General features: G+C 64.4%; 12 protein-coding genes and 1 riboswitch. Of the genes, 8 read left to right on the forward strand and 4 right to left on the reverse strand.

Going from position 1 to position 22,861, the window contains the following annotated elements; all coding sequences use genetic code 11:
* Positions 1 to 2,382, reverse strand: a complete 2,382-nt coding sequence (locus AC07X6_RS05790; RefSeq protein WP_494790354.1) for a M1 family aminopeptidase — start codon at positions 2,380 to 2,382, stop codon at positions 1 to 3.
* Positions 2,383 to 2,527: 145 nt separating this feature from the next.
* A riboswitch (yybP-ykoY riboswitch) is annotated at positions 2,528 to 2,697 on the forward strand.
* A gap of 21 nt (positions 2,698 to 2,718) precedes the next feature.
* Here AC07X6_RS05790 and AC07X6_RS05795 point away from each other — a divergent pair.
* On the forward strand, positions 2,719 to 3,294 hold the full coding sequence (locus tag AC07X6_RS05795) for a TMEM165/GDT1 family protein (protein ID WP_494790355.1): 576 nt from the start codon (positions 2,719 to 2,721) through the stop codon (positions 3,292 to 3,294).
* Between the two features lie 113 nt (positions 3,295 to 3,407).
* Positions 3,408 to 3,611, forward strand: coding sequence for a hypothetical protein (locus AC07X6_RS05800; protein WP_230542343.1), 204 nt, complete (start codon positions 3,408 to 3,410; stop codon positions 3,609 to 3,611).
* On the opposite strand, the gene AC07X6_RS05805 is transcribed toward AC07X6_RS05800, so the two are convergent.
* Both AC07X6_RS05805 and AC07X6_RS05810 read right to left on the reverse strand, forming a co-directional pair.
* On the reverse strand, positions 3,608 to 12,235 hold the full coding sequence (locus AC07X6_RS05805) for a glycoside hydrolase family 94 protein (protein ID WP_494790367.1): 8,628 nt from the start codon (positions 12,233 to 12,235) through the stop codon (positions 3,608 to 3,610). The two genes, AC07X6_RS05800 and AC07X6_RS05805, sit on opposite strands and share 4 nt — an antisense overlap.
* A 394-nt stretch (positions 12,236 to 12,629) precedes the next feature.
* Entirely contained in the window at positions 12,630 to 14,669 is a 2,040-nt protein-coding gene (locus AC07X6_RS05810) for an aminotransferase class V-fold PLP-dependent enzyme (RefSeq protein WP_494790356.1), read from the reverse strand.
* Positions 14,670 to 14,836: 167 nt separating this feature from the next.
* Here AC07X6_RS05810 and AC07X6_RS05815 point away from each other — a divergent pair, with 167 nt between their 5' ends.
* Both AC07X6_RS05815 and AC07X6_RS05820 read left to right on the forward strand, forming a co-directional pair.
* Positions 14,837 to 15,334, forward strand: a complete 498-nt coding sequence (locus AC07X6_RS05815) for an Lrp/AsnC family transcriptional regulator (RefSeq protein WP_230542345.1) — start codon at positions 14,837 to 14,839, stop codon at positions 15,332 to 15,334.
* 197 nt (positions 15,335 to 15,531) lie between these two features.
* Complete coding sequence (locus AC07X6_RS05820) at positions 15,532 to 17,556, forward strand: methyl-accepting chemotaxis protein (protein WP_494790357.1); 2,025 nt, start codon at positions 15,532 to 15,534, stop codon at positions 17,554 to 17,556.
* Between the two features lie 5 nt (positions 17,557 to 17,561).
* On the opposite strand, the gene AC07X6_RS05825 is transcribed toward AC07X6_RS05820, so the two are convergent.
* A complete protein-coding gene (locus AC07X6_RS05825; RefSeq protein WP_494790358.1) occupies positions 17,562 to 18,074 on the reverse strand; it encodes a thioredoxin family protein in 513 nt (170 codons plus the stop codon).
* Between the two features lie 167 nt (positions 18,075 to 18,241).
* Here AC07X6_RS05825 and AC07X6_RS05830 point away from each other — a divergent pair, with 167 nt between their 5' ends.
* From AC07X6_RS05830 to AC07X6_RS05845, 4 genes are all read left to right on the forward strand, one after another.
* Positions 18,242 to 18,532, forward strand: coding sequence for a DUF3349 domain-containing protein (locus AC07X6_RS05830; protein ID WP_494790368.1), 291 nt, complete (start codon positions 18,242 to 18,244; stop codon positions 18,530 to 18,532).
* A 79-nt stretch (positions 18,533 to 18,611) separates the two neighbouring features.
* Positions 18,612 to 19,778 carry an HPP family protein gene (locus AC07X6_RS05835; protein ID WP_494790359.1) on the forward strand — a complete coding sequence of 389 codons (1,167 nt, stop codon included), beginning with the start codon at positions 18,612 to 18,614 and terminating at the stop codon, positions 19,776 to 19,778.
* Positions 19,775 to 20,872 (forward strand): M48 family metallopeptidase, encoded by a 1,098-nt coding sequence (locus tag AC07X6_RS05840; RefSeq protein WP_494790360.1) that lies wholly within the window; start codon positions 19,775 to 19,777, stop codon positions 20,870 to 20,872. Before AC07X6_RS05835 ends, AC07X6_RS05840 begins: the two co-directional genes overlap by 4 nt.
* Positions 20,873 to 21,006: 134 nt before the next feature.
* The gene (locus AC07X6_RS05845; RefSeq protein WP_494790361.1) at positions 21,007 to 22,827 is read left to right on the forward strand and encodes a DUF885 domain-containing protein; all 1,821 of its coding nucleotides are present in this window, start codon (positions 21,007 to 21,009) and stop codon (positions 22,825 to 22,827) included.
* The last annotated feature ends 34 nt before the right edge of the window (positions 22,828 to 22,861 follow it).

Consider the following 22,861-nt stretch of genomic DNA (forward strand, 5'->3'; position numbering starts at 1 on the left):
CTATTTTGTCTCGGCCTTGGCCTCGGGCGCCTTCAGCGGCGTATTCAAATCCTTCATCAGGTTGTTCTTGTCGCGGTCCAGCTTGAACAGCTCCAGGCGCGACGGCGTGATTTTTCTCGGCCAGGCGTTATTGCTGGTGTCGATATCGGCCGTCTCCCAGTACGGGTCCTGCACCAGGCCCACCATCGGCTCATCCGTGATGATCACCTTGCTGATCTTGTGCGGCGCGTAGCGCCACACTTCGGCCGGTACGCGCTCGATGATCTTCTTGCCGCTTTGCAGTTCGATTTCCAGGATCAGCGGCATCACCAGGCCGCCGAGATTCGAAAAATCGACCAGGTACAGATGCTTGCCCATGTTGCGCTGTTCCAGCAGCTTTTTCTCCCACGGCTCCAGTGTTTCCTGCTCTTCCGCATAGCTGTTGCGGTCCTTGTTGGTGACCGTGAAGTCGTCGTGCCGGTTATAGAAATCCTTCAGCGCCGGATCGATGTCGACCTTCTTCGGCAGCGCCTTGTTGCGCTGGTCCGAGATCGAGATGGGCTGCGCCGCCTTCTGCGCCTTCTTCCACGCCTTTTCCGTTTCCGGATTTTTCGTGCTCACGCCATATTCGCTGATGCCGTCGATGCTGATGTCGACCGCATCGGTGGTATAGAACCAGCCGCGCCAGAACCAGTCCAGGTCCGTGCCGGAAGCGTCTTCCATGGTGCGGAAAAAGTCGGCCGGCGTCGGGCGCTTGAACTTCCAGCGCAAGGCGTACTGCTTGAAGGCGAAGTCGAACAGTTCGCGCCCGAGGATGGTCTCGCGCAGGATGTTGAGCGCCGTGGCCGGCTTGTCGTAAGCGTTTGCCGTGAACTGCAGCAGGGATTCGGAATTGGTCATGATGGGCACCTGGTTCTGGCTGCGCATGTAGTCGACGATCTTGCGCGGCTCGCCATTCCAGGAGGGGAAATGCTCTTCCCACGCCTGCTCCGCCAGGTACTGCAGGAAGGAATTGAGGCCCTCGTCCATCCACGTCCACTGGCGCTCGTCCGAGTTGACGATCATGGGGAAATAATTGTGGCCCACTTCATGGATGATCACGCCGATCAGATCATATTTGGCCGTCTTCGAATACGTAAGTTCCCCCGTCTTCTTGTCCTTCACGGGACGCCCGCCATTGAACGCAATCATCGGATACTCCATGCCGCCCACGGCGCCATTGACGGAAATCGCATTCGGATACGGATAGTCGAAACTGTACTTGTTGTACTGCTCGATCGCGTGCACGACGGCGCGCGTGCTGTACTGCTGCCACAGCGGGTTGCCCTCGTTCGGATAGTAGGACATGGCCATCACGCGCTTGCCGCCGCTGTCCAGTCCCTGCGCATCCCAGATGAACTTGCGGCTCGAAGCCCACGCCACGTCGCGCACATTGGCCGCCTTGAAGTGCCAGGTTTTCATCCCCGTTGGCTTGCCTTTTTCCGCCGCCAGCGCCTCGGCGGGCGTGACCACCAGCAGCGGCGCAGCGCTGGTTTTTGCCCGCGCCAGGCGCTCGCGCTGCACCGCGCTCAATACGGCGGCAGGATTCTGCAGCTCACCCGTGGCGGCCACCACGTGGTCGCCCGGCACCGTCAGGTACAGCTCGTAGTCGCCAAATTCCAGCGTGAATTCGCCGGAGCCGAGGAACTGCTTGTGCTGCCAGCCAACGGCGTCGTAATACGCAGCCATGCGGGGGAACCACTGCGCGATCTGAAAAATCGTGTTCTTGTCGTCTTCAAAATACTCGTAGCCGGAGCGCTCGACCAGCACCTTCTGGTCATTGATCCGATACGACCAGTCGATATTGAAGGTGATGCTCTGGCCGGGCGCCAGCGCCACCGGCAAATCGATGCGCAGCATAGTCTGGTTGACGACATGCGGCAGCGGCTTGCCGCTGGCCGCTTTCACGGCGGTGAGCTTGAAGCCGCCGTCAAATTCGCGGCCCGCATGGAGGGCGCGCAAGTCTTCGAATTTCAGCGCTTCCTCTTCAGTGCCACTGAGCCAGGCCTGGCGCGACGGCGCGCTCAAGACGCGGCGCTGGTCGGCATCCTGGCGCAAGCCATTCTGGTCCAGCTGCAGCCACAGATACGCGAGGCTGTCCGGCGAACGGTTGTGATAGGTGATCTGTTCGCTGGCCGTGATTTCGCGGCGCGCTTCGTCCAAGGTGGCGCGGATCACGTAATCGGCGCGCTGCTGCCAGTAGGCGTGGCCCGGCGCGCCGGACGCCGTGCGGTAGCTGTTCGGCGTGGGCAGCAATTCTTCCAGCTGGCGGAACTTGTCGTCGAAGGGCGCGGCGGCGCACAGGCCGGGCAAGGGAGCAAACAAGGTCAGGCACAAGGCAAGCAAGCGGACAAGGACCGGCATGGCGCATTCCATCTGGGAGTCGTGGACAGACTGCATTCTAAGTCGAGTCTGTTTGCAAATCGCTCATTGTTGTGCAAGTCCCACACACCAGCCAGTGCCATGCCCCGGCGGCACTGGCGCCGGCACGGGCATTGGCGTATGATGCGCCTCGAACATTGGGGAGTAGTCGTCCCGCGGTCCTGCCGCGGGAACCTGTATCAACATAATTGGCCCGCAGGCCATGGTGCAGGTGGTTGCAGAACTTGACGAGACCATTGATCCAGGGCGGCCGCATGGGCCGGAGTCGCCTGTGGATCATTGGTTAATTCGTCCGGCCCGCGTACCTCTTGCAATCTCATGGAAGCATTCCTCATCTCCACCGGCATCGTCGGTCTCGCTGAAATCGGCGATAAAACCCAACTCCTGGCCTTTCTGCTGGCCGCCAAATTCCGCAAGCCTTTGCCCATCGTGCTGGCCATTTTCGTCGCCACCGTCGCCAACCACGCGTTCGCCGCCGCCGTCGGCGCCTGGATCACCAGCATGCTGGGACCCGACGTGCTGCGCTGGGTGCTGGGCGTGTCGTTCCTGACCATGGCCGCCTGGACCCTGATCCCCGACAAGCTCGATGAAGACGAGACGAAACTGGCCAGGTATGGCGTCTTCCTGACCACCCTGATCGCCTTCTTCATGGCGGAAATGGGAGACAAGACGCAGGTGGCGACGGTGGCGCTGGCGGCGCGCTACCACGACATCGTTTCCGTCGTGCTGGGCACCACCTTCGGCATGATGCTGGCCAACGTGCCGGCCGTCTACCTGGGCGACAGGATCGCCAACCGCGTCCCGCTGCGCCTGGTGCATGGCATCGCCGCCTTGATCTTTGCCGTGCTGGGCGTGGCCACCCTGCTGGGGGCGGGCGCGGCCCTGGGCTTCTGAGGCAACCTCAAATAATTTCTCATTTACAATGTTCATGTTCATAATTACAATGTCGGCGACATGAACACTGGCGCGCTGATCCCGAACGGCCAGCGCGCTTTTTTGAGGAATGTATGCATTTGAACGGAAAGATGGCGGCGCTGTGCCTGGCCGCCTGTACCTGCCTGCTCCCCGCCGCCACGGCGTCACCCATGAACCACCATGCGGCAACGCAATCTGCGCCCGAAGTACGCACACGCGACCTGTTGCTGCTGGGCGCCGGCCTGATCCTGCTGCTCGGACGGCGCCGTCCCGAACACGACACGTGGCAAGACTAGACCAGCAATAGCACCACATACTCGCGGCCCTCGTCGCGCAGGGCGATGCTGTTGCCTTCCTGCGCCATGCCATCAAGCGACAATCCTGCCGGCCGCCCTTGCGCCTGTTCCACCGTGATGGCATAGCTGCTGGCGCCAAAACGGTAATGCAGCTTGAACGTGCGCCATTCGGCCGGCATGGCTGGCGCCAGACGCAGCACGTTCGCTTCCCGCGTCAGACCGAGCAGGGATTCGACGATCAGCCGGTACAGCCAGCCCGACGACCCGGTGTACCAGCTCCAGCCGCCGCGCCCCACGTGCGGCGCCACGGCATACACGTCGGCCGTCACCACGTACGGTTCCACCTTGTAGCGCGCCACCGCCTGCGCGTCGACGCCATGGCGCACGGGATTGATCATGCGCAGCAGCTCCCACGCCTTGTCGCCATCGCCCATGCGGGCGAACGCCATCGCCGTCCAGATGGCCGCATGCGTGTACTGCCCGCCGTTCTCGCGCACGCCCGGCACGTAGCCACGGATATAGCCGGGATTGAGGTCGGACTTGTCGAACGGCGGATCGAGCAGCTGGATTACCCCGGAGTCGCGGCGCACGAGGCGCGCATCGACCTGGCGCATGGCGCCGGCCACCCGCTCCTTGCTGGCAGCGCCCGACAGCACGCCCCAGCTTTGCGAAATGGAATCGATCTGGCATTCCTCGTTCGTGTGCGATCCCAATGGCGTGCCGTCGTCGAAATACGCGCGCCGGTACCACTCGCCATCCCACGCGTGTTCCTCGACATTGGCCGCCAGTTTCACGGCTTCGTCGCGGCAGAACTGGGCGAAAGCCGCGTCGCCGCGCAGCACGGCCACCTCGGCGAAGCGCTGCAGCACTTCGTACAGGAAGAAGGCCAGCCACACGCTCTCGCCCTTGCCATGCTCGCCCACCTTGTCCATGCCGTCATTCCAGTCGCAGGAACCGATCAGCGGCAAGCCGTGCACGCCCAGGCGCAGGCCATGGCGGATGGCGCGCACGCAATGCTCGTACAGGTCGGCCGACTCGCCCGAGCGCACGGGCAGGTCGTAATACGAATCCTCTTCCGGCTTGACGGCGCGGCCCTCGATGAAGGGCGCCACTTCCGACAGCACGTTGACGTCGCCCGTGGCGATCACGTAACGGCAGGCGGCCAGCGGCAGCCACAGATAATCGTCGGAGCAATGCGTGCGCACGCCCCGGTCCGACGGCGGATGCCACCAGTGCTGCACGTCGCCTTCGACAAACTGGTGCGCGGCGCACAGCAGCAAGTGGCCGCGCAGCAGCTGCGGCGCCGTGTGGATCATGGCCATCGCGTCTTGCAGTTGGTCGCGGAAACCGTAAGCGCCGCCCGACTGGTAATAGCCGCTGCGCGCCCACAAACGGCAGGCGATGGTCTGGTACATCAGCCAGCCATTGGCGATCACGTCCAGCGACGGGTCGGGTGTTTCGATGCGCACGGCCCCCAGGGTGCTTTCCCAGTGCGCCCGCACCGCGTCGAGCGCACTGCGGGCCGCATCCTTGCCCGCATGGCGCTGTACCATGGTGCTGGCGTCGGCATTGCGGCGCCCGCCCACGCCGAGCAGGAAGACGATTTCGCGCTCCTGCCCCGGCTGCAGCTCGAACGGCACCTGGATCGCCGCGCACGGATCGAGTCCCGTGCCCGCCTTGCCGGACAGGCGCACGCGGCGCAACGCAGCCGGCTGCGCCAGGCTGCCGTTGCGGCCGATGAATTCATTGCGGTCGCAGGTGATCGAACGGATGCTGGCGTCCGTATTGAAAAAGCCGACTCGGCCGGAAAACTCCGTGTTGTAGTTATTGCGCGCAAACAGGGCGCCACTGATCGTATCGACTTCGGTGGCCACGTGCATGCCGGACTTGGCGCGCAGGTCGGCCATTACCCATTCCACGTAACCGGTGACGGACAGGCGGCGCGGCACGCCGCTGTCGTTGCGCACCTTGATGACCGAGTATTTGACGGCCGCATCGAGCGCCACATAAGTGCACAATTCCGTGGCGATGCCGCCCTCGCTGTGTTCAAAAATGCTGTAGCCGAAACCGTGGCGCGTCACGTAGTCGCCACTGCCGCGCGCGGGCAGGGACGAGGGCGACCAGAACTGGCCGGTTTGCTCGTCGCGCACATAAAACGCTTCGCCCGACAGGTCCGACACGGGGTCGTTCTGCCATGGTGTGAGGCGGAATTCATGCGCATTCTCGCTCCACGTATATGCCTGGCCAGCTTCCGATACCACCGTGCCGAATTGTGCATTGGCCAGCACGTTCGACCACGGCGCCGGCGTCTGCCTGCCTTCTGCCGTGGTAATCACGTATTCGCGCCCATCGGGCGTAAAACCGCCCAGGCCATTTTCCAGGATCAGCTCGCGCTGCGGCGCCCGGTGCGGCACGCCGCCATGCTCGCGCGCCGGGTCCTGCAGCAGCGGCGGCATGCGCAGCACGGGGCTCGGCGGGCGCTTGACCTGTTCGGCCAGGGTGCCGCGCAAGTCGCTGATGATGGCGCGCGCCACCGATTGCAGCAAGATGCGGTCTTCATTGGCGATCTGCTCGGCCAGGCGCACGAAGATGCCGCCCGGGCGGTCGATTGCCTGCGCGTCGATGCCCGAGGCGATCAAGCCCATGATCTGGTCGTGCAGCAGTTGGCGGTAGCCCGACTGCTCTTCGTACCAGATCACCAGGTCGACCACCAACCCTTTCAGGCGCCAGTAGGCATGCGCCTGCACCATCTGGCGCGCCAGTTCGATATTGGCCACATCGCGTATCTGCAGCAGCACGATGGGCAGGTCGCCCGAGATGGCATACGCCCACAGGCCCGACTGGCCGCGCTGGTTCTTGATCAGGATGCTGGCTTCGGCGCGCAGGGACGCGTTCGGATAAATCACGGCATTGGCCAGGCGCGCATACAACTGCGCATCGGCTTCGCTGGCATTCAACTGGCGCAGCACCACCTGGCTGTGCGTCCAGGCCAGTTCGAAGACGCGGTCGGCCAGATGGCGGTCCTGGTATTTGTCGATCAGGTGCAGGGCCGCCTCGCGCTGCTCCACCATGCCGGTGACGCTGTCGATGGTGACGGCCTGGTCGGGCTCGAGCGTGATGACGTAGCGGATGGCCACGATGGGGTCGAGCACGGAACCGTGGCCGCCACCGAGCGGACCGTCTTCCTGCAGCGCCTGCGGCAGCTGCGCCGTGTTGCCACGGCCGATGAAGCGCGCGCGGTCCGTCTCGAACGATACGGCATACTGGTCGATATCGTGCACCGTCATCACATGCAGCAGCCACGGCATCTGCTCGTCTTTCGAGCGGGGCCGGCGCGTGCATAAAATCGCATTTTCAGGCGCGAGGATTTCCGTCTGCACGAACAGCTTGCTGAATGCGGGATGGGCCGCATCGGCGGCCGCCGGCGCCATCACCACTTCGGCAAAACTGGTGATCTCGATGCGCCGCTGGCGGTTCGAATTATTGCTGATGCGGGTGCGCCGGATTTCGATGTCGTCCTCGGGCGAGACGACGATTTCCGTGTACAGGTCGAGGCCATGGTCGGCGCGGCGGAACTCGGCCCGGCCTTCCGAAAAGATCACTTCATATTTCTTCGGTTCGGCCAGGGTCGGCTGGTATGTGGTGGACCAGACTTCACCGTCGTCGAGGTCGCGCAGGTAGCAGAAATTGCCCCAGTTATCGCGCGTGCTGTCCTCGCGCCAGCGCGTCACGGACAGGTCTTTCCAGCGGCTGTAGCTGCCACCCGCATTGCTCACCATGACGTGGTAGCGGCCATTCGACAGCAGCTGCGTTTCGGGTACGGCACTGTTGGCCTGCGTGAGGATGCGCATCGGCATGGCCTGCTCGGGCGCGCCGCTGCGCAGCACCGCCAGTTCGGCCGTGTTCGAGTAAAACGCACCGGCCTGCGGCGTGCGTTCCTGCAGCACCAGCAAGGCCGATTGCAGCAGCGGATCGGACTCGAAGCGGCGCTGCATCGGGCGGTCGTGCAGCAGGTAGCTGAGGGCCAGAAAGCCCATGCCCTGGTGATGCACCATGAACGAGCGGATAACGGCGCTGCTCTGCCCGCGCGGCAGGCGCGCGGTGGTGAAATCGACGGCTTCGAAAAAGCCGTAGCGGCCCATGTAGCCGGCCGCCTGCATGCGCTGCAGGTTCTGGCACGACGCTTCCGGCTGCACCATCAGCCCCATCATGCTGGCATACGGCGCCACTACCAGGTCGTCGGCTAGGCCACGCTTGAGGCCCAGGCCGGGCACGCCGAAGGCGCGGTACTGGTAGTTCAGGCTGGCGTCGACGGTGTTGTAGCCGGATTCGGAAATCCCCCACGGCACGTCGCGCTGGCGGCCATAGTCGATCTGCGCCTCGATGACGGAGTGGTAGGTCTGGTCGAGCAGGGTATTCGGGTAGTTCGGCATCACCAGCAGCGGCATCAGGTACTCGAACATGGAACCGCTCCACGACAGCAGCACGGGCTGTCCCGCCACCATGCACAGCTGGCGGCCCAGGGCGAACCAGTGCTCCTGCGGCAGCTGCCCCTGGGCGATGGCGATGAAGCTGGCCAGGCGCACTTCGGAAGCCAATAAATCGTAGTAGCTGGGGTCCAGGCGCCGTTCGCTGACGTTGTAGCCGATGGCCAGCAGCTTGGTCGACGGGTTGTACAGGAAGCCGTATTCGATTTGCGCGAAGTCGCGCGCCTGGCCCGCCGCGTGGGCGATGTCGCGCATGTGGCGGCCCGCCTGTTCGCGTCCCTGTGCCAGCAAGGCGGCCAGCTCGCCAGGCAGGCCTTGCGGCGCTTCCAGGTTGGCCAGTTCACGCAGGGTCGGCACGCGCAGCCATGCCGCATCGATGCCGGCCTGCGCCGCCCACGGCGCCAGCTGCAGCAACTCGGCCAGCGCGGCGCGGCACTGGCGCGCCAGCGCGCCCGCCCACATGGACAGCTCGCCATCCTCGCTTTGCAGGGTCAGCGACAGCAGCGCGTCGGCCGCACCATTCGCGGCGGCGAGATAAGCATGCCATTCGGCCAGGGTGGCGGGCGCGGCCTGCGCCTGCAACAGGCCCATGCTCTCGCGCATGGCCTTGCCCTCGCCTTCGGCGGCAATGAACTCCTGCAGCACCTGCGCCGTCGTGCGGATGCCTTGCACCACCTGCGCGCCGATGATCGGGGCGTCATACAGTTCCACCAGTCCCGGCTGCAAGGTCAGCAAGTGGCCGGCCAGGTTGCCGCTGTCGACCGTCGAAATGTACATCGGCTGCAGCGCCTTGAGCGTTTGCGTGTCGTACCAGTTATAGAAATGGCCCTGGAAGCGTTCCAGCTCGCCCATGCTGTGCAGGGTAGCGCGGCTGCGCTCGATCAGCTGGCCCAGGGTCACATACCCGAAATCGTAGGCCGTCAGGTTGGCCAGCAATGCCAGGCCGATATTCGTCGGCGAGGTGCGGTGCGCCACCACCAGGTTCGGGTGCTCCTGCATGTTATCGGGCGGCAGCCAGTGGTCGTCCGGCCCGACGAAGGTATCGAAATACGCCCAGGTCTTGCGCGCCACACCATGCAAAAAACGCCCCTGTTCGGCAGACAGGCGCGCCACGGCCCGCTCGATGGGGCGGCTGATCCACCAGGCGATGGCGGGGGCTGCCAGCCACAGCAGCAACACCACGGCGGCGGCAGGCAAGGCTGCCGGGCGCCAGGCCAGCAAGGCGGCAAAGGCGGCCAGCGCCAGCGCGGGCGAGCACCACATGGCGCGCCAGCTGTCGGCTTGACTACCGGAAGAACTGTGCAGGTTCGACGCGCGCCAGTCGAGCAAGTGCTTGTGCGATACACCCAGTCGCCACAGCGTGCGCGCGATGGCGTCCAGGCTGATCCACGCCTCGTAGGGCAGGAAGACGAGGGTCAGCATGGCATGCGAGAACTGCACGCTGCAGCGCCGCTCGAACGCGGCCAGATGCTGGCGCCACAGGGTGTCGCGCGGTTTGCGCAGCAGGTCGTACAAGGCCGAAAACACGGGCGGCAGGAAGATGATGGCCAGCACGGCCGCGCTCCAGAACGCCACGTGCGGCAGGAAGCCCCATGCCAGCAGCAGCGACAGGGTGGTGGCCGGCGCCACGACGCTGCGGCGCAGGTTGTCGAACAGCTTCCAGCGCGACAGCATCGACAGGGGATTGCGTTCGCGCTTGCCGGCGCGGCCCGGCACCCGGCCCAGCAGCCAGCCGATCAGCTGCCAGTCGCCGCGGATCCAGCGCTGGCGGCGGCTGACGTCGGCGTCGTAGCGGGCCGGATATACCTCGTACAATTGCGAGTCGCTGAGCAAACCGGCGCGCAGGTAGCAGCCTTCGAGCAAATCGTGGCTGAGGATTTTATTGTCGGGCAAGCGCTGGCCCAGCACGCACTCGAACATGTCGAGGTCATAGATGCCCTTGCCGATGAACGAGCCTTCATAAAACACGTCCTGGTACAGGTCGGAGACGGTGCGCGTGTACGGGTCGATGCCCGGCTCGCCGCCGCACAGCAGCTCGTAGCGCGAGGCGTTCGCGCTGGGCAGCGCCACGGCCACGCGCGGCTGCAAAATGCCGTAGCCGGCCACCACGCGCGTGCCGGCCGCGTCCAGCACGGGACGGTTCAAGGGGTGCATCATGGTGGCGATGAATTCGCGCGCCGCGTCGCGCGGCAGCTGCGTATCGGTGTCGAGCGTGATCACGTACTTGATCGTGCGCAGGCCACGCAACTCGCCTTCCACCAGCGAGAATCTGTCGCGCGCGCCGCCGCGCAGGAAGGCGTGCAGGTCGGACAATTTGCCGCGCTTGCGCTCCTGCCCCATCCACGCATTCTGTTGCGAATTCCACAGGCGCGGACGGTGCAGCAGCAGGAACGGCCCCGCATGGCCCAGCTCTTCCGGGTCGGCCGGGTCGCCGTTGTCCTTGAATTCGGCGCCTTCCACGCGGTATTTCTCATTCAAGCCACGGATGGTCTCCTGCGCCTGGCGCAGCAGGGCCTCGTCGCCGGGCATCGTTTGCGCATCGGCGTCGACAAAATCCGTCAGCAGGCAAAAACGCAGGTTCGGATCGCGGTTGGCGAGATAACGCACTTCGAGCGCCTCGCACAGGGTCGCCACGTTTTCCGGGCTGTAGATCAGCGTCGGCACCACGACGATGCCGCGCGCATCGGACGGAATGCCGGACTGGTAATCCATGCGCGGCAGCGGATGCGGCGACGTCATCAGGGTTGCCAGCCAGTTCACCACGGCGACGGCCAGCTGGCTGCTGCCCAGCAGCGCCAGCGCGCCCAGCGCCGCCAGGGGCCAGCCCTGCACGCCATGGCGCACGGCGCGCTCGAGCAGCAAGGCGCTCGTCGCCAGGGTCAGAAACGAGATCGCGCCCAGGTAGACGGCCAGCGGCGCGGCGCGCGCCGTATGCTGCAGCGCCTCGATGAAGGGCAGCTTCGCGCCGGCCTGCTTTTCCAGCACCAGCACGCCGCGCCCCACCAGGTAAAAGCCGATATGGCCGCGGCGCGCGTCATTGCCGTTGCCGTGCGTGTGCGCCAGCTGCACCACCATCTCGGCCACGTCCACTTCGCTGCGCGCGCTGCGCCTGGCGATGCGTTCGATGGCGTGGCGGTAGCTGTCGCGCGTGGCGAAATCCATCAAGCCATAGGTGCCGGCCGGGTCCAGGCGCAGGGTTTGCTCGACCACGCTCATGGTCTCGACGAATTCCTGCCAATCCATGGTGCCGAGAAAACGCAGGCTGCCGATGCTGTTGGCGATCGATACCTGGTCGGCCGCCTGCTGCCCGATCTCGGACTGGATCTGCTGCTCGATGGTGAGGCCCGACTCGGCCAGCTTGTGCGTCAGCCACGACAGCGCCAGGGTCAGCGAAGAACTCTGTCCCTGCAGGCGACGCGACAATTCGGCCACGAAGGCGCTGGTCATCGGCGGATTCGAACGGGCCATATCGGCCACCAGCAGGATCAAGCCGCTGGGATTGCGCTCGGCGATGTCCGTCATCTGGTCGGCCCAGGTATTGGCCAGGTCGCGCTGCATGCGGTCGTCGGCCACGCGCGCGGCGACACGGCGCAGGTTTTCGATCAGGGCCAGGCGCAGCATGATGGGCACGGCCCACAATTCGCCCAGGGTCAAGGTGGCCACGTCCTGGTAAGCCTCGATGAAATGGCACAGGTTTTCCAGGTCGACCCTGCCATCGCCGTGCGAGATGATTTCCAGCGCGATCTTGTACACGCGCGGACAACCCGCGTCCACGCCGGAACTCAACCGTGGCAATTCCTTGCTGTAGTTCTTCGGCAGGTGGCGCCGCGTGGTGCGGATTTGCTCTTCGATCAGGTAAAAATTATCCAGCAGCCATTCCGAGGCGGGCGTAACCTGCCGTCCGCTTTTCACCGTGGCCGTTAACTCGTTGACGGTGGCCGTGATCAGGGCCGCATTGTCGGCCAGGCGCGCCAACAGGCGGTCGCGGCCATGGTGCTTGCCCACCGCATGGCCAGCGGCCACGTGCTTGCCGTGGGCGGCCATCTGCATGGCGCTGAACAACTCGGAACGCAGGGGCAAGGCATCGTCGCGCGCGGCGTCAAACGTATCTTGTGCCAGGGAATGATCGCGGAAGATTTCCTTGAATTTGGAAACCTGTTCCTTGATCTGTTGCGTGACTACTGCTGTGTACTCTTTCAACTTGGGCCTCGCTAGGTGCGCGCAGGCAGCCAGCGGCCACTGTCACGCTGGCCCAGTCTGGAAGAACACGATCGGACACTGGCGAAGACGGAAAGCGAAGCGCCGGAGCGTTGCGACGAATCTCAGGGTATAGGGAGATTTTCTGAACTTCATCGTAGGGGGGCGACGCGGGCAAGACCGTGCGCTAGCGTACATAGCTGGCGCTTTGGCGACATGTCGGCCAAGAAATGAGCAGGCTGGCAGGTATAAAAATGCCGCAAGGAAACGAATGTATTGCCCCGCACCAATGATGATACGGGGCAAGATTTCAAGGATGAAACTTTATCTCGGCTCAGGCCGCAATATCCAGCGGGCGGTGCGGCGCGTCCGCCATCGCCATGCCGCCGCTGAGTTGCCACGCCGCGCCATGACCCAGGCGGCGCAGGCAGGCCGCGGCGCGCGCACTACGGTTGCCGCTGCGGCAGAAAAACACCAGCGGACGCTGTGGCTCCCGCAGCCACGCGCCGACCTGTCCCGCCAGGCGGCTCAGCGGTACGCTGTGCACGGCGCAGCCCTCGAACACGGTTCCGGCGCAAGCCGCATGTTCATACGCCTCGCGCACGTCGACGAGGATGGCGTCCGGATGCTGGCGCAGAAAGGCCGGCAAGCCAGCCGCATCCAGTTGCAGTTCGGCGGCGGGAGTCACGCCATCGCGCACGGCGCGCACGGTACTGCAGACGCTGTTGTCATCGCTTGATGCACACAGCACGGTGTCCGGCGTCACGAGGCCGGCCTCCAGCAGGGCCGCAATGGCGTGCGGCGCCAGTGCGCCGACAAAGGCGAAGCGCTGCTCCAGCAGATACACATGGGTTTCGCCGCACTCGATGCGGCGCAGGCGCTGCTGGCCCAGCGGCAGTTCGCCATCGATATCGACGCGGCCCACTTGCTCGATCTCCAGTTCCTGCAGCAGCGCCAGGCGCGCGGCGCCATGGTCGCCAGGGGCCGTCGTGTGCACGATGGCGCGCAGGGCCAGGTGCTGGCAGCGGATGAAGGCGGCCAGGCGCGGCACGAGCGCGGCGGCGGGATCGATGACGACGCAACTGGCGCTGGCGGCGTCGCTGAGCAGCCAGGTGCACTGGCCGTCGACGCTCAGCTGGATTACGCCGTCCTGCGCGCCGTCCTGCGGCGATGGCGCCAGCGCCGATGGCAGCAGACAGCTGCTGCGCAGCGCTTCGCCGCAGTGCTCGATGCGCGCGCAGGCGGCGCTAACCGTCGCCGCATCGATCAGCGGGCCGAACGACAAGCGGATGGCGGAACTCGCGCGCCATTGCGGCACATGCATCGCTTCCAGCACATAGCTGGGCAGCGCCTTGGCGGCGGAACAGGCGCTGCCCGAGCTGACGCGCACGCGCGCCGCGTCGAACAGGTCCAGCAGCTCTTTCGAGGACAGGCCCGGCACGGAAAAATTGAGCGTCGTCGGCAGCGACAGGTCCAACGGCATATTGAACACGATGCCGGGGAAAGCACGTTCCAGGCTGGCCACCAGCTGCTCGCGGAAAGCGCCCAGGTCGGCGTGGCTGCGGAAGGTCTTGCCATCGTCCAGCGCGGCCAGCACGGCGCCCAGCGCGGCGATGCCGGCCATGTTTTCCGTGCCCGAGCGCAGGCCCGCTTCCTGGCCGCCGCCCATCATCAGTGGAGTAAACGGCGCGCCGGCGCGCACGTACAGCATGCCGATGCCCTTAGGCGCATACAGCTTGTGGCCGGAGAATGGCGCGTAATCGATGCGCGTGGCGGCCAGGTTCAGTTTCAGCTTGCCCAGCGCCTGCACGCAATCGACCATCCAGTAGGCATCGGCACCGCGTTCCTGCAGCAGCTGCGCGATGGCGGACAAATCGCTGATGACGCCCGTTTCATTGTTGGCCGCCATCGTGCACAGCATGGCCGTGTCGCCGATCAGCGCATCGAGCGCCTGCAAGTCGTGGCGCCCCTGCGCATCGACGGGCAGCTTGCGCACTTCCAGGTTCAGGCCCAAGAGCCGGTTCCAGTGCGCCAGGCTTTCCGGCACGGCCTTGTGCTCGGTCGCGCCATACAGCAGCAAGCTGCCGATGTGCTTGCCCGCGTCGCGCCGTTCGCGCAGCGCACACAGAGCCGACAGCACCGCCGTCTGGATGCCCTCGGTGGCGCCGCTATTGAACATCAGACGGCCGTCGCCCACGCCCAGCAGGCCGCCGGCGCGCCGGCGCACGCCATCCATCATGGCCTTGGCCTGCAATCCCGTGGCGTGGGTGCTGCTGGGATTGCCATAGCCCTGCTCCATCGCTTGCCGGGCGGCGGCAACGGCGGCAGGCAGCACGCAAGTGGTGGCGTTGCTGTCGAGGTAAATTTCTTTCATGATGGCAGTCCGAGTATTGGATAAAAAGGGCGCAGTTAAAAGGGCACCGCACAAGCGGCTGGAACACATCGATAGTTTACCGGCCCACCCCCGTGAAGATATGCCAAAAGACACTGCAAACACGGTACTATGCAGCATGTTCATGCCATAAAAACCGGAATACCAAAATGAATTCACCAAACGTCTCGCTCGACAAATTCGACTGCGCCATCCTCGCCGCCCTGCAGCAGGACGGTACCCTGTCGATCGCCTCCCTCAGCGAGAAAATAGGGTTGTCCAGCACGCCGTGCTGGAAACGCGTGAAACGGCTGGAGGAAGAGGGGTATATCGAAAGCCGCGTGGCCATCGTCAACCGGCAAAAAGTGGGGCTGCCCGTGACCGTCTTCGTCAGCGTGCGCACGGGCCAGCATGACGAAAAATGGCTGCGCCGCTTCGCTGCCGCCGTGATCGTCTTGCCCGAGGTACAGGAATTTCACCGCATGAGCGGCGACATCGACTATCTGCTGAAAGTCGTCACCACCGATATCAAGGGATATGACACCTTCTATAAAAAGCTCATCAAGGCCGTGCAGCTGACGGGCGTGTCGTCCGCTTTTTCCATGGAACAAATCAAGTGCAGCACGGAATTGCCGCTGGAATTGATCGCCCACGGCTTACCTGCCTGAACGTTTTTCCACCCCGTGCCGGTGTACATGAAAAGCACGCATGTTAACACCTTACAATCGTTGCCACACAGCAACACAACCACATTAAATACGGCATACCTCCACTATATTGCCCTTATCCGTCGCTATACTGCGCACTTGCCCGTGCCTTTCTAGCAACCTCTGCCGGTCGCGCGGGCCCATTCCCAGGGTCGTCCATGCATCTGCTTCGCCACCTCTCCATTCAAAAGAAACTGATGTTCAGCATGGGTTTGTGCCTGCTGCTTTTCATGGGCATTTCATCGTTCCTCAGCGTGCGCATGAGCAGCGATTACGTGCGCGAGCGCGTCGTCGGCCAGGAACTGCCGGCCCAGGTGGGAGAAATCCGCAACGATGTGCTGCGCCAGATCAGCCAACCGTTATCGGTGGTGCAAACGATGGCCAATGATGTCTTTCTGCAGGACTGGGAAGACGCGGACCTGGCGGACAGCGGCTTGGCCACTTTTCAGCGCTACGCGAAGATGATCAAGGAAAAAAACAAGGCGGCCGTCGTCAGCTGGAGTTCGCAAACTGCGTCCCGGTACATGACCGATGCGGGCCTGATCCGCACGCTGGACAAGCAACAGCCAGCCGATCACTGGTTTTTCAGCATGCTCGACGAAAACAAACAGCACACGATCAATCTGGACCGCGATCCAGCCTCGGGCAGCTTCATGCTGTTCCTGAATGCGCGGGGCCAGACGGCCGGTGGCAAGGCCGTCATTGCAGGCATGGGCTTGAGCGTCGATGCCATGGCCGAGACCATCCGCAGCTACAAGGTCGGCCAGACCGGCCATGTCTACCTGGTGCGTGCCGATGGCAGCCTGCTGATCCACCGCGACCCAGCCTTGGCCGACGGCAAGCATCAGGTGAGGGACTTGCCCGGCTTCAATGAAGCACTGAGCAAGACTCTGCTGACAGGCAACAAATACACGTATGCCAGCTATGCGGCGCCCAGCGGCAAGCAGCTTGTGGCCGCCTCATTCGTGCCGGAATTGAATTTGTACGTGATGGCCGAAGTGCCGGAAGCGGAAGTGCTGGGCAATGTCACGCGCTCGGCCCTGCTTGCCGCCCTGATCGCCGGACTGGTCGGTGGCGGCATCGCCCTGCTCATCATTTATGTCATCAGCCGCGCCATCGCCGCCCCCGTCGCACGGGCGGCCGACATGCTCAGCGAGATTGCCAGCGGGAACGGCGACCTGAGCCGCCGCATGCCCGTCGAATCGGAAGACGAGGTCGGTGCGCTGGCCGCCGCCTTCAACCGTTTCGTCGCGTCGCTGAACGTGACGATACGCGAAGTTCGCGACAGTACCGAGGCTATTGCCAGCGCATCGAGCCAGATCGCATCGGGCAACCTGGACCTGTCGGCCCGCACAGAAGCCCAGGCATCGAGCCTGGAAGAAACGGCGGCGGCCATGGAAGAACTGACGTCGACCGTGAAACAGAACGCGGACAACGCGCACCAGGCGAATCAGCTGGTGGTGTCGGCCTCGAGCCACGCCGTCAAGGGTGGCGATGTGGTCGGTCAAGTAGTGCAGACGATGAGCGAGATTACGGAAAGTTCGCGCAAGATCGCGGACATTATCGGCGTGATCGACGGCATTGCCTTTCAAACCAATATTCTCGCCCTGAACGCGGCGGTCGAGGCGGCCCGCGCGGGAGAGCAGGGCCGCGGCTTTGCCGTGGTAGCCACAGAAGTACGCAACCTGGCACAACGGTCAAGCCAGGCGGCCAAGGAAATCAAGGACTTGATCGTCGACTCGGGCAGCAAGGTGGAAGCCGGCAGCAAGCTGGTCGACTCGGCCGGCGCCACCATGCAGGACATCGTCGTCTCTGTTCAAAGAGTCGCCGACCTGATGGGAGAAATCGCCTCAGCCAGCCAGGAGCAGAGCCAGGGCATCGCGCAAGTCAATGCCACGGTCACGCAGATGGATGACGCAACCCAGCAAAATGCGGCACTCGTGGAAGAAGCGGCGGCCGCCGCGCAATCCTTGCAGGATCAGGCCGGCAAACTGGCGCTGGTGGTCAGCGTATTCACACTGGACGAGTCAGGCCACGCGGCCGCACCGCGCCCGGCGCCAGCGGCCCCTGGCAAGCCAGCCCGGCCCATGGTCAGGCTTGCGGCCAAACCTGCGGCGCCGGCCAAGCCCGCCCCTGCCCCCAGTCGCAAGGCAGCGGCCGGCACTGAGTGGGAAGAATTCTAAGGCAATTAAATGGCAGGCGACTTGACGCTGGCCGCTTGCTTGAAGAAATCATAAATGCCGCTCTCGCTCATGCGGCGCGCGTTCGCCAGTTCGCCGCCCTTGGTGGCGTACAGCACCTGGTTGTTGTCGCTCGATACGAGCACGGCGGCCGGAATGCCTTTCTTGAGCGGATTGCCATAGGCTTGCGCCACATCCAGGTTATGGTCGAAGTTACCCACGTCAACCTTGACGACCTTGAACTGCTGTTGCATCAACTGGGCGTTCTTGCCTTCCTTCAATGCCTTGTCGAGCGCTCGGCAATCTTCGCACCAGTTGGCGCCAAAGATCAGCAAGACAGGCACGTGCGCCGCCTTGGCCTCGGCCAGCGCGCGGGCCACGTCGGCCTTGGCGTCGGCCGCCGCGTTATAGGGCAGATGCGGCGTGGCGACCGGGTTGGCTGGCGTTGGGGCGGCGGCAATGGCGGTACCGGCAAGCAGCAGGCTGGCAAAGAGAAGGGAAACGAAACGGGAAAGGCGCATGCGGGGCTCCTGAATAAAATCGTGAAGCCAGCTGAACAGCTGCCAGCGGGCGTGATTGGCTAGAATATGCCTGCTTGTAGGAAATATCCACCATTTAATTGCACTGTGCTTATGCGGAAAACATATAAGCACGTATCAGAGCACCACCCAGGAGAAGCCGCTTGAGCATGCCAGATACCCTGCCCCCAACGCTGTCCGGCGCCGCGCGCATGCTGCGCAGCGGCTATCCCGGCGGCATGCCAGACACGGCGTATTTCGCCGTGCTGGCCCTGCTGTATGAACACTTTTCCGACCGTAACCTGGCCGAGCTGATGGCCGCCGTCACGGGCAAAGATGCGGCGACGGTCCTCAATGACATCTATGCCTGCGCCAGCAGCAAGCCGGCGCCGTCCACCATCGCAGCCGCCAGGGCGCTGCTGGCGCGGCACGGCTTGCAGGCCGTCTGCGCCGGGGATTAATGCCCGCAGGCAGCGAAATGGAACGCATGGGATAATATCGGGCTCACACAGAGCAACGCGGCCCGAACGCGCCCTCCCCATGACGACTTCTTTCCTGGCACGCTGGCTGCCGCAACCAAACAACGGCAGCCGCCGCGAACAATTGCGCGCCTGCGCGGGCGCCATCTGCGGCCTGTTGCTCACTGGACTCATCTGCCATTTCCTGCTGGCCCCCGACAGCGCCAGTGTCTACCTGATCGCGCCCATGGGCGCCTCGGCCGTGCTGCTGTTCTGCCTGCCGGCCAGCCCGCTGGCGCAACCGTGGTCCGTAGTCGGCGGCAACGTCGTCTCCGGCCTGGTCGGCATGGCTTGCGTCAAATGGCTGGGATCTGGCGTGGGCGTGGCGGCCCTGGCCGCCTGCCTGGCGATCGGCGCCATGTTTGCCCTGCGCTGTCTGCATCCGCCGGGCGGGGCCGTGGCGCTCACCACGGTGGTCGGGGGCGCCAGCGTGCATGCGGCCGGCTTTGAATTCGTCTTCATCACCGTGCTGTTCAATTCCGCCGTGCTGGTAGCTTGCGCCGTGCTGTACAACAACCTGACGGGGCGCCGTTACCCGCACGTCCAGCAACTGGTGGCACCGCATCCGCACGCCACCCGGGATGACGTGCCCAGCAACCGCCTGGGCTTTTCGCCGGACGACCTCGATGCCGTCTTGCGCCAGCACAGCGAAGTGCTCGACATCAGCCGCGACGATTTGCAGGCGATCTTCCTGCAAACGGAAATGCGTGCCTACCAGCGCCGCTTCGGCGTCGTCACCTGTGCCGACATCATGTCGAAGGATGTGCTCAGCGTGGAGTTCGGCACGCCGCTCGATGTTGCCTGGCGCACCATGCGCGAGCACGATGTAGGCGCCCTGCCCGTTGTCAACCGGGCGCGCCGCGTCATCGGCATCATCACGCAGACGGATTTCCTGCACCATGGCGGCCTCGACGATTATCAGGGCATGCGCCAGCGCCTGCGCGGCTTGCTGCAGCGCAGCGGCCTGTCCCACAGCGACAAGCCGGAGGTGGTGGGACAGCTGATGACGGCGTCGCCGCATACGGCCCGCCTGGGCACGCCCATCATCGACCTGGTGCCCCTGATGGCCGACGCCGGCTATCACCACATTCCCGTCCTCGACGATGAACAGCGCCTGGCCGGCATCATCAGCCAGTCCGACCTGATGGCGGCCCTGTACGAAAGCCGCTTTGCCGAGGCCGCCGCATGACGCCCTTCCAGGCACTGCTGAGCGGCCCCGAGGGCGGCCCGGCGGGCATGCCCGTCAGCGCGCACTTCTTCGGCAGCCAGTTGGCCATCGACGCGCCCGGCCACGGTATCGAAGTAGCCCAGCTGGTCGTCAGCGTGGGCGGTGTCGACGGGCCGGAACTGTTCCTGAACTGGCTCGACGGCCAAGGCCGGCAAGCGTCGCTCAAGCCGCTGACAGCGGACGACATCGCCATCGTATTAAAAGAAGCACCGGCGGCGCTGCAGCCGCAATTGCAGCGCCTGTGGGGCGAACGCCAGCGCAACCGGCGGCAAGTGTCGGGCTGGCTGGCCGGTTTGACGGGCGCGGCCATCGTCGCGGCGGCCCTGCTGTGGTGGCAAGGTGGCAACGCCATCGGCGCGCTGGCGGGACTGATACCGTTGTCGACAGAGAAGCAGCTGGGCGAACTTGCCCTGGCGCAAGTGCGCGCGCAAGGCGGCATCGCCGAAAATGGTGCGGCGCAGCAGACGGTGCAGGACATCGGCGGCAAGCTAACGGCCGGTTCGCGCTACCAGTACCGCTGGCTGGTCAAGCAGGACGACACGGTCAACGCGTTTGCCATGCCGGGCGGCATCATCGTCGTGCATACGGGCTTGCTGCGCCAGGCGGGGGATCCGGGCGAACTGGCTGGCGTGCTCGCGCATGAAGTGCAGCACGTGGAGCAGCGCCATTCGCTGCGGCAAATGATCAGCAGCCTGGGCTGGGGCGCCCTGGTGGGCCTGACCATCGGCGATATCAGCGCCGTGGCCGCCATGCTGGCGCACCAGGCCGGTACCCTGTATTTCAGCCGCGACATGGAAGAGGAGGCGGATCGTCTGGGTTTGCTTGCCTTGCAGCGCGCGCAAATCCGTCCCGACGGCATGCTGCGCTTTTTCCAGAAGCTCGATGACAAGGAGCAGGCCAAGGTGCCCGGATGGATTTCCTCGCACCCGCAAACGGCGGCACGCGCGCAACAGCTCCGCAGCCTGATCGCCGCCACGCCCTGCCCCGTCTGCCTGCCCTTGACCAGCAGCCACTGGCACGCCATGAAAGCGGCCCTGCCGCCTACGGCAAAATAGCAACGTTTCTCCCGCACAATTTATCCAAACGCACCGGGCAATGGCGTATGCTTACGCCCCGGCTGCTCCTTCGCGACCGGCCACCCCGACCCACAACGCCTCCGTTCATTCCCTCCTTACAAAGGACATCGCGCATGAAGCATCGTTTTGCCGCCGGCACCCTCGGCACCCTGGCCATTTCCCTGTTGCTCGCCCATGCGCCCATGGCGCAAGCGGCCCAGCCTGCTGCCCAGGCGGCCGCTGCACCAGCCGTCAGTGCGCCCAAGGCGAAGCAGCAGCTGCAAGTGCTGGCCGACCAGTACTACGATGCGCTGGCCCGTTTCGAGCCGATCAATGCCACCGAGAGCGGCGACAACCGTTTTGACGACCAGATCGGTTCAGCCATCGTGCCCGCCGCGCGCGCCAAACAATTTGCGCTGTACCGCCAGTACCAAAAGACCCTGCGCAGCATCGCCCGCGCGCAGCTGTCGCACCAGGACCAGATCAACTACGATATCCTCGACTATGAACTGGCGACGGCGCTGAGCTTCGAGCGCTTCCCGGAATACCTGCTGCCTTTGAACCAGATGGACAGCATGCCCGTCACCCTGGCCAATTATGCGGGCGGCGAAGCATCGCAGCCTTTGACCACTGTCAAGGAGTATGACGCTTACCTGAGCCGTATCAGCCAGTTGCCGGGCTGGATAGACCAGGCCATCGCCAACATGCAAGTCGGCATGCAAAAGGGCATCGTGCTGCCGAAGGCGCTGACGGAATCGGCCCTGCCGCAATTCAAGAAGCTCGTCAGCGCCACTCCGCAGGACAGCGTGTATTACACGCCCATAAAAAACTTGCCCGCCGGCTTTTCGGCGGCCGACAAGGCACGCCTGACGCAAACCTACACCGCCATCATCGCGACCAAGCTGATGCCGGCCCTGCAGCGCCTGGCCACCTTCATGGAACGCGATTACCTGCTGGCCAGCCGCACGAGCAGCGGCTGGAGCGCCCTGCCCGATGGCGCCGCCTGGTACCAGGCGCGCGTGGCCGGCAGCACCACCACGGACTTGAAGCCGGAGCAGATCCATGCCATCGGCTTGCGCGAAGTGGCGCGCATCCAGGAACAATATGCGATCGTCGGCCCGAAGATGGGCTACAACGGCCCGGCCGCCGGCTTGCCCGTTTGGGTGTCGCAGCAGGAGAAATTCCGCCCGTTCAAGACGGAACAGGAAGTGCTCGACGTCTACCGCAAGCTGAACGTGCTGCTCGACAGCAAATTGCCCGCCCTGTTCACCCTGGTGCCGAAAGCGCCGCTGGACTTGCGCCTGGAACCTGAACTGAGCCGCGACACGGCCGCCGACCACTACACGGCACCGGCCGCCGACGGTTCGCGCCCTGGCGTATTCTGGTCCGTCGTCACGGATCCGAAACTGTATGGCGATACGGGCATGACCACCCTGTTCCTGCACGAAGGCAAGCCGGGCCACCATTTCCACCTAGCGCTGGTGCAAGAGATGGCTTTGCCAAACTTCCGCCGTTTCGGCGGCAACAATGCCTTCACGGAAGGCTGGGCCCTGTATGCGGAAACGCTGGGCAAGGAAATGGGCCTGTTCGACGATCCGGCCCAGTATTTCGGCCATTTGAACGACGAGATGCTGCGCGCCGTGCGCCTGGTGGTCGACACGGGCTTGCACACCAAGGGCTGGACGCGCGAGCAGACCATCAAGTACATGCGCGACACTCTCGGCTATGACGCCGTGGCGAAAAGCGAAACGGAACGCTACATGGCGTGGCCAGGCCAGGCCCTGGGCTACAAGATCGGCTCGCTGAAAATCGTCGAACTGCGCCAGCGCGCCCAGCAGGCGTTGGGCGACAAGTTCAGCTTGCCGAAATTCCACGAAGTGGTACTCGGCGACGGCACCCTGCCCCTGAAACTGCTGGAAGCCAAGGTCGATCGCTGGATCGCGCAGCAGAAGTAAACGGCGGCGCCTGAAAACAAAACGGCAGCTCCTG

Source organism: Janthinobacterium sp. GW460-12-1-14-LB5, assembly GCF_059423585.1.

What these genes read in the sequence shown, in the direction of transcription:
- AC07X6_RS05790 (WP_494790354.1), bottom strand. Translation starts at nt 2,382, where the DNA reads ATGCCGGTCCTTGTCCGCTTGCTTGCCTTGTGCCTGACCTTGTTTGCT.
- AC07X6_RS05795 (WP_494790355.1), top strand. Translation starts at nt 2,719, where the DNA reads ATGGAAGCATTCCTCATCTCCACCGGCATCGTCGGTCTCGCTGAAATC.
- AC07X6_RS05800 (WP_230542343.1), top strand. Translation starts at nt 3,408, where the DNA reads ATGCATTTGAACGGAAAGATGGCGGCGCTGTGCCTGGCCGCCTGTACC.
- AC07X6_RS05810 (WP_494790356.1), bottom strand. Translation starts at nt 14,669, where the DNA reads ATGAAAGAAATTTACCTCGACAGCAACGCCACCACTTGCGTGCTGCCT.
- AC07X6_RS05815 (WP_230542345.1), top strand. Translation starts at nt 14,837, where the DNA reads ATGAATTCACCAAACGTCTCGCTCGACAAATTCGACTGCGCCATCCTC.
- AC07X6_RS05820 (WP_494790357.1), top strand. Translation starts at nt 15,532, where the DNA reads ATGCATCTGCTTCGCCACCTCTCCATTCAAAAGAAACTGATGTTCAGC.
- AC07X6_RS05825 (WP_494790358.1), bottom strand. Translation starts at nt 18,074, where the DNA reads ATGCGCCTTTCCCGTTTCGTTTCCCTTCTCTTTGCCAGCCTGCTGCTT.
- AC07X6_RS05830 (WP_494790368.1), top strand. Translation starts at nt 18,242, where the DNA reads ATGCCAGATACCCTGCCCCCAACGCTGTCCGGCGCCGCGCGCATGCTG.
- AC07X6_RS05835 (WP_494790359.1), top strand. Translation starts at nt 18,612, where the DNA reads ATGACGACTTCTTTCCTGGCACGCTGGCTGCCGCAACCAAACAACGGC.
- AC07X6_RS05840 (WP_494790360.1), top strand. Translation starts at nt 19,775, where the DNA reads ATGACGCCCTTCCAGGCACTGCTGAGCGGCCCCGAGGGCGGCCCGGCG.
- AC07X6_RS05845 (WP_494790361.1), top strand. Translation starts at nt 21,007, where the DNA reads ATGAAGCATCGTTTTGCCGCCGGCACCCTCGGCACCCTGGCCATTTCC.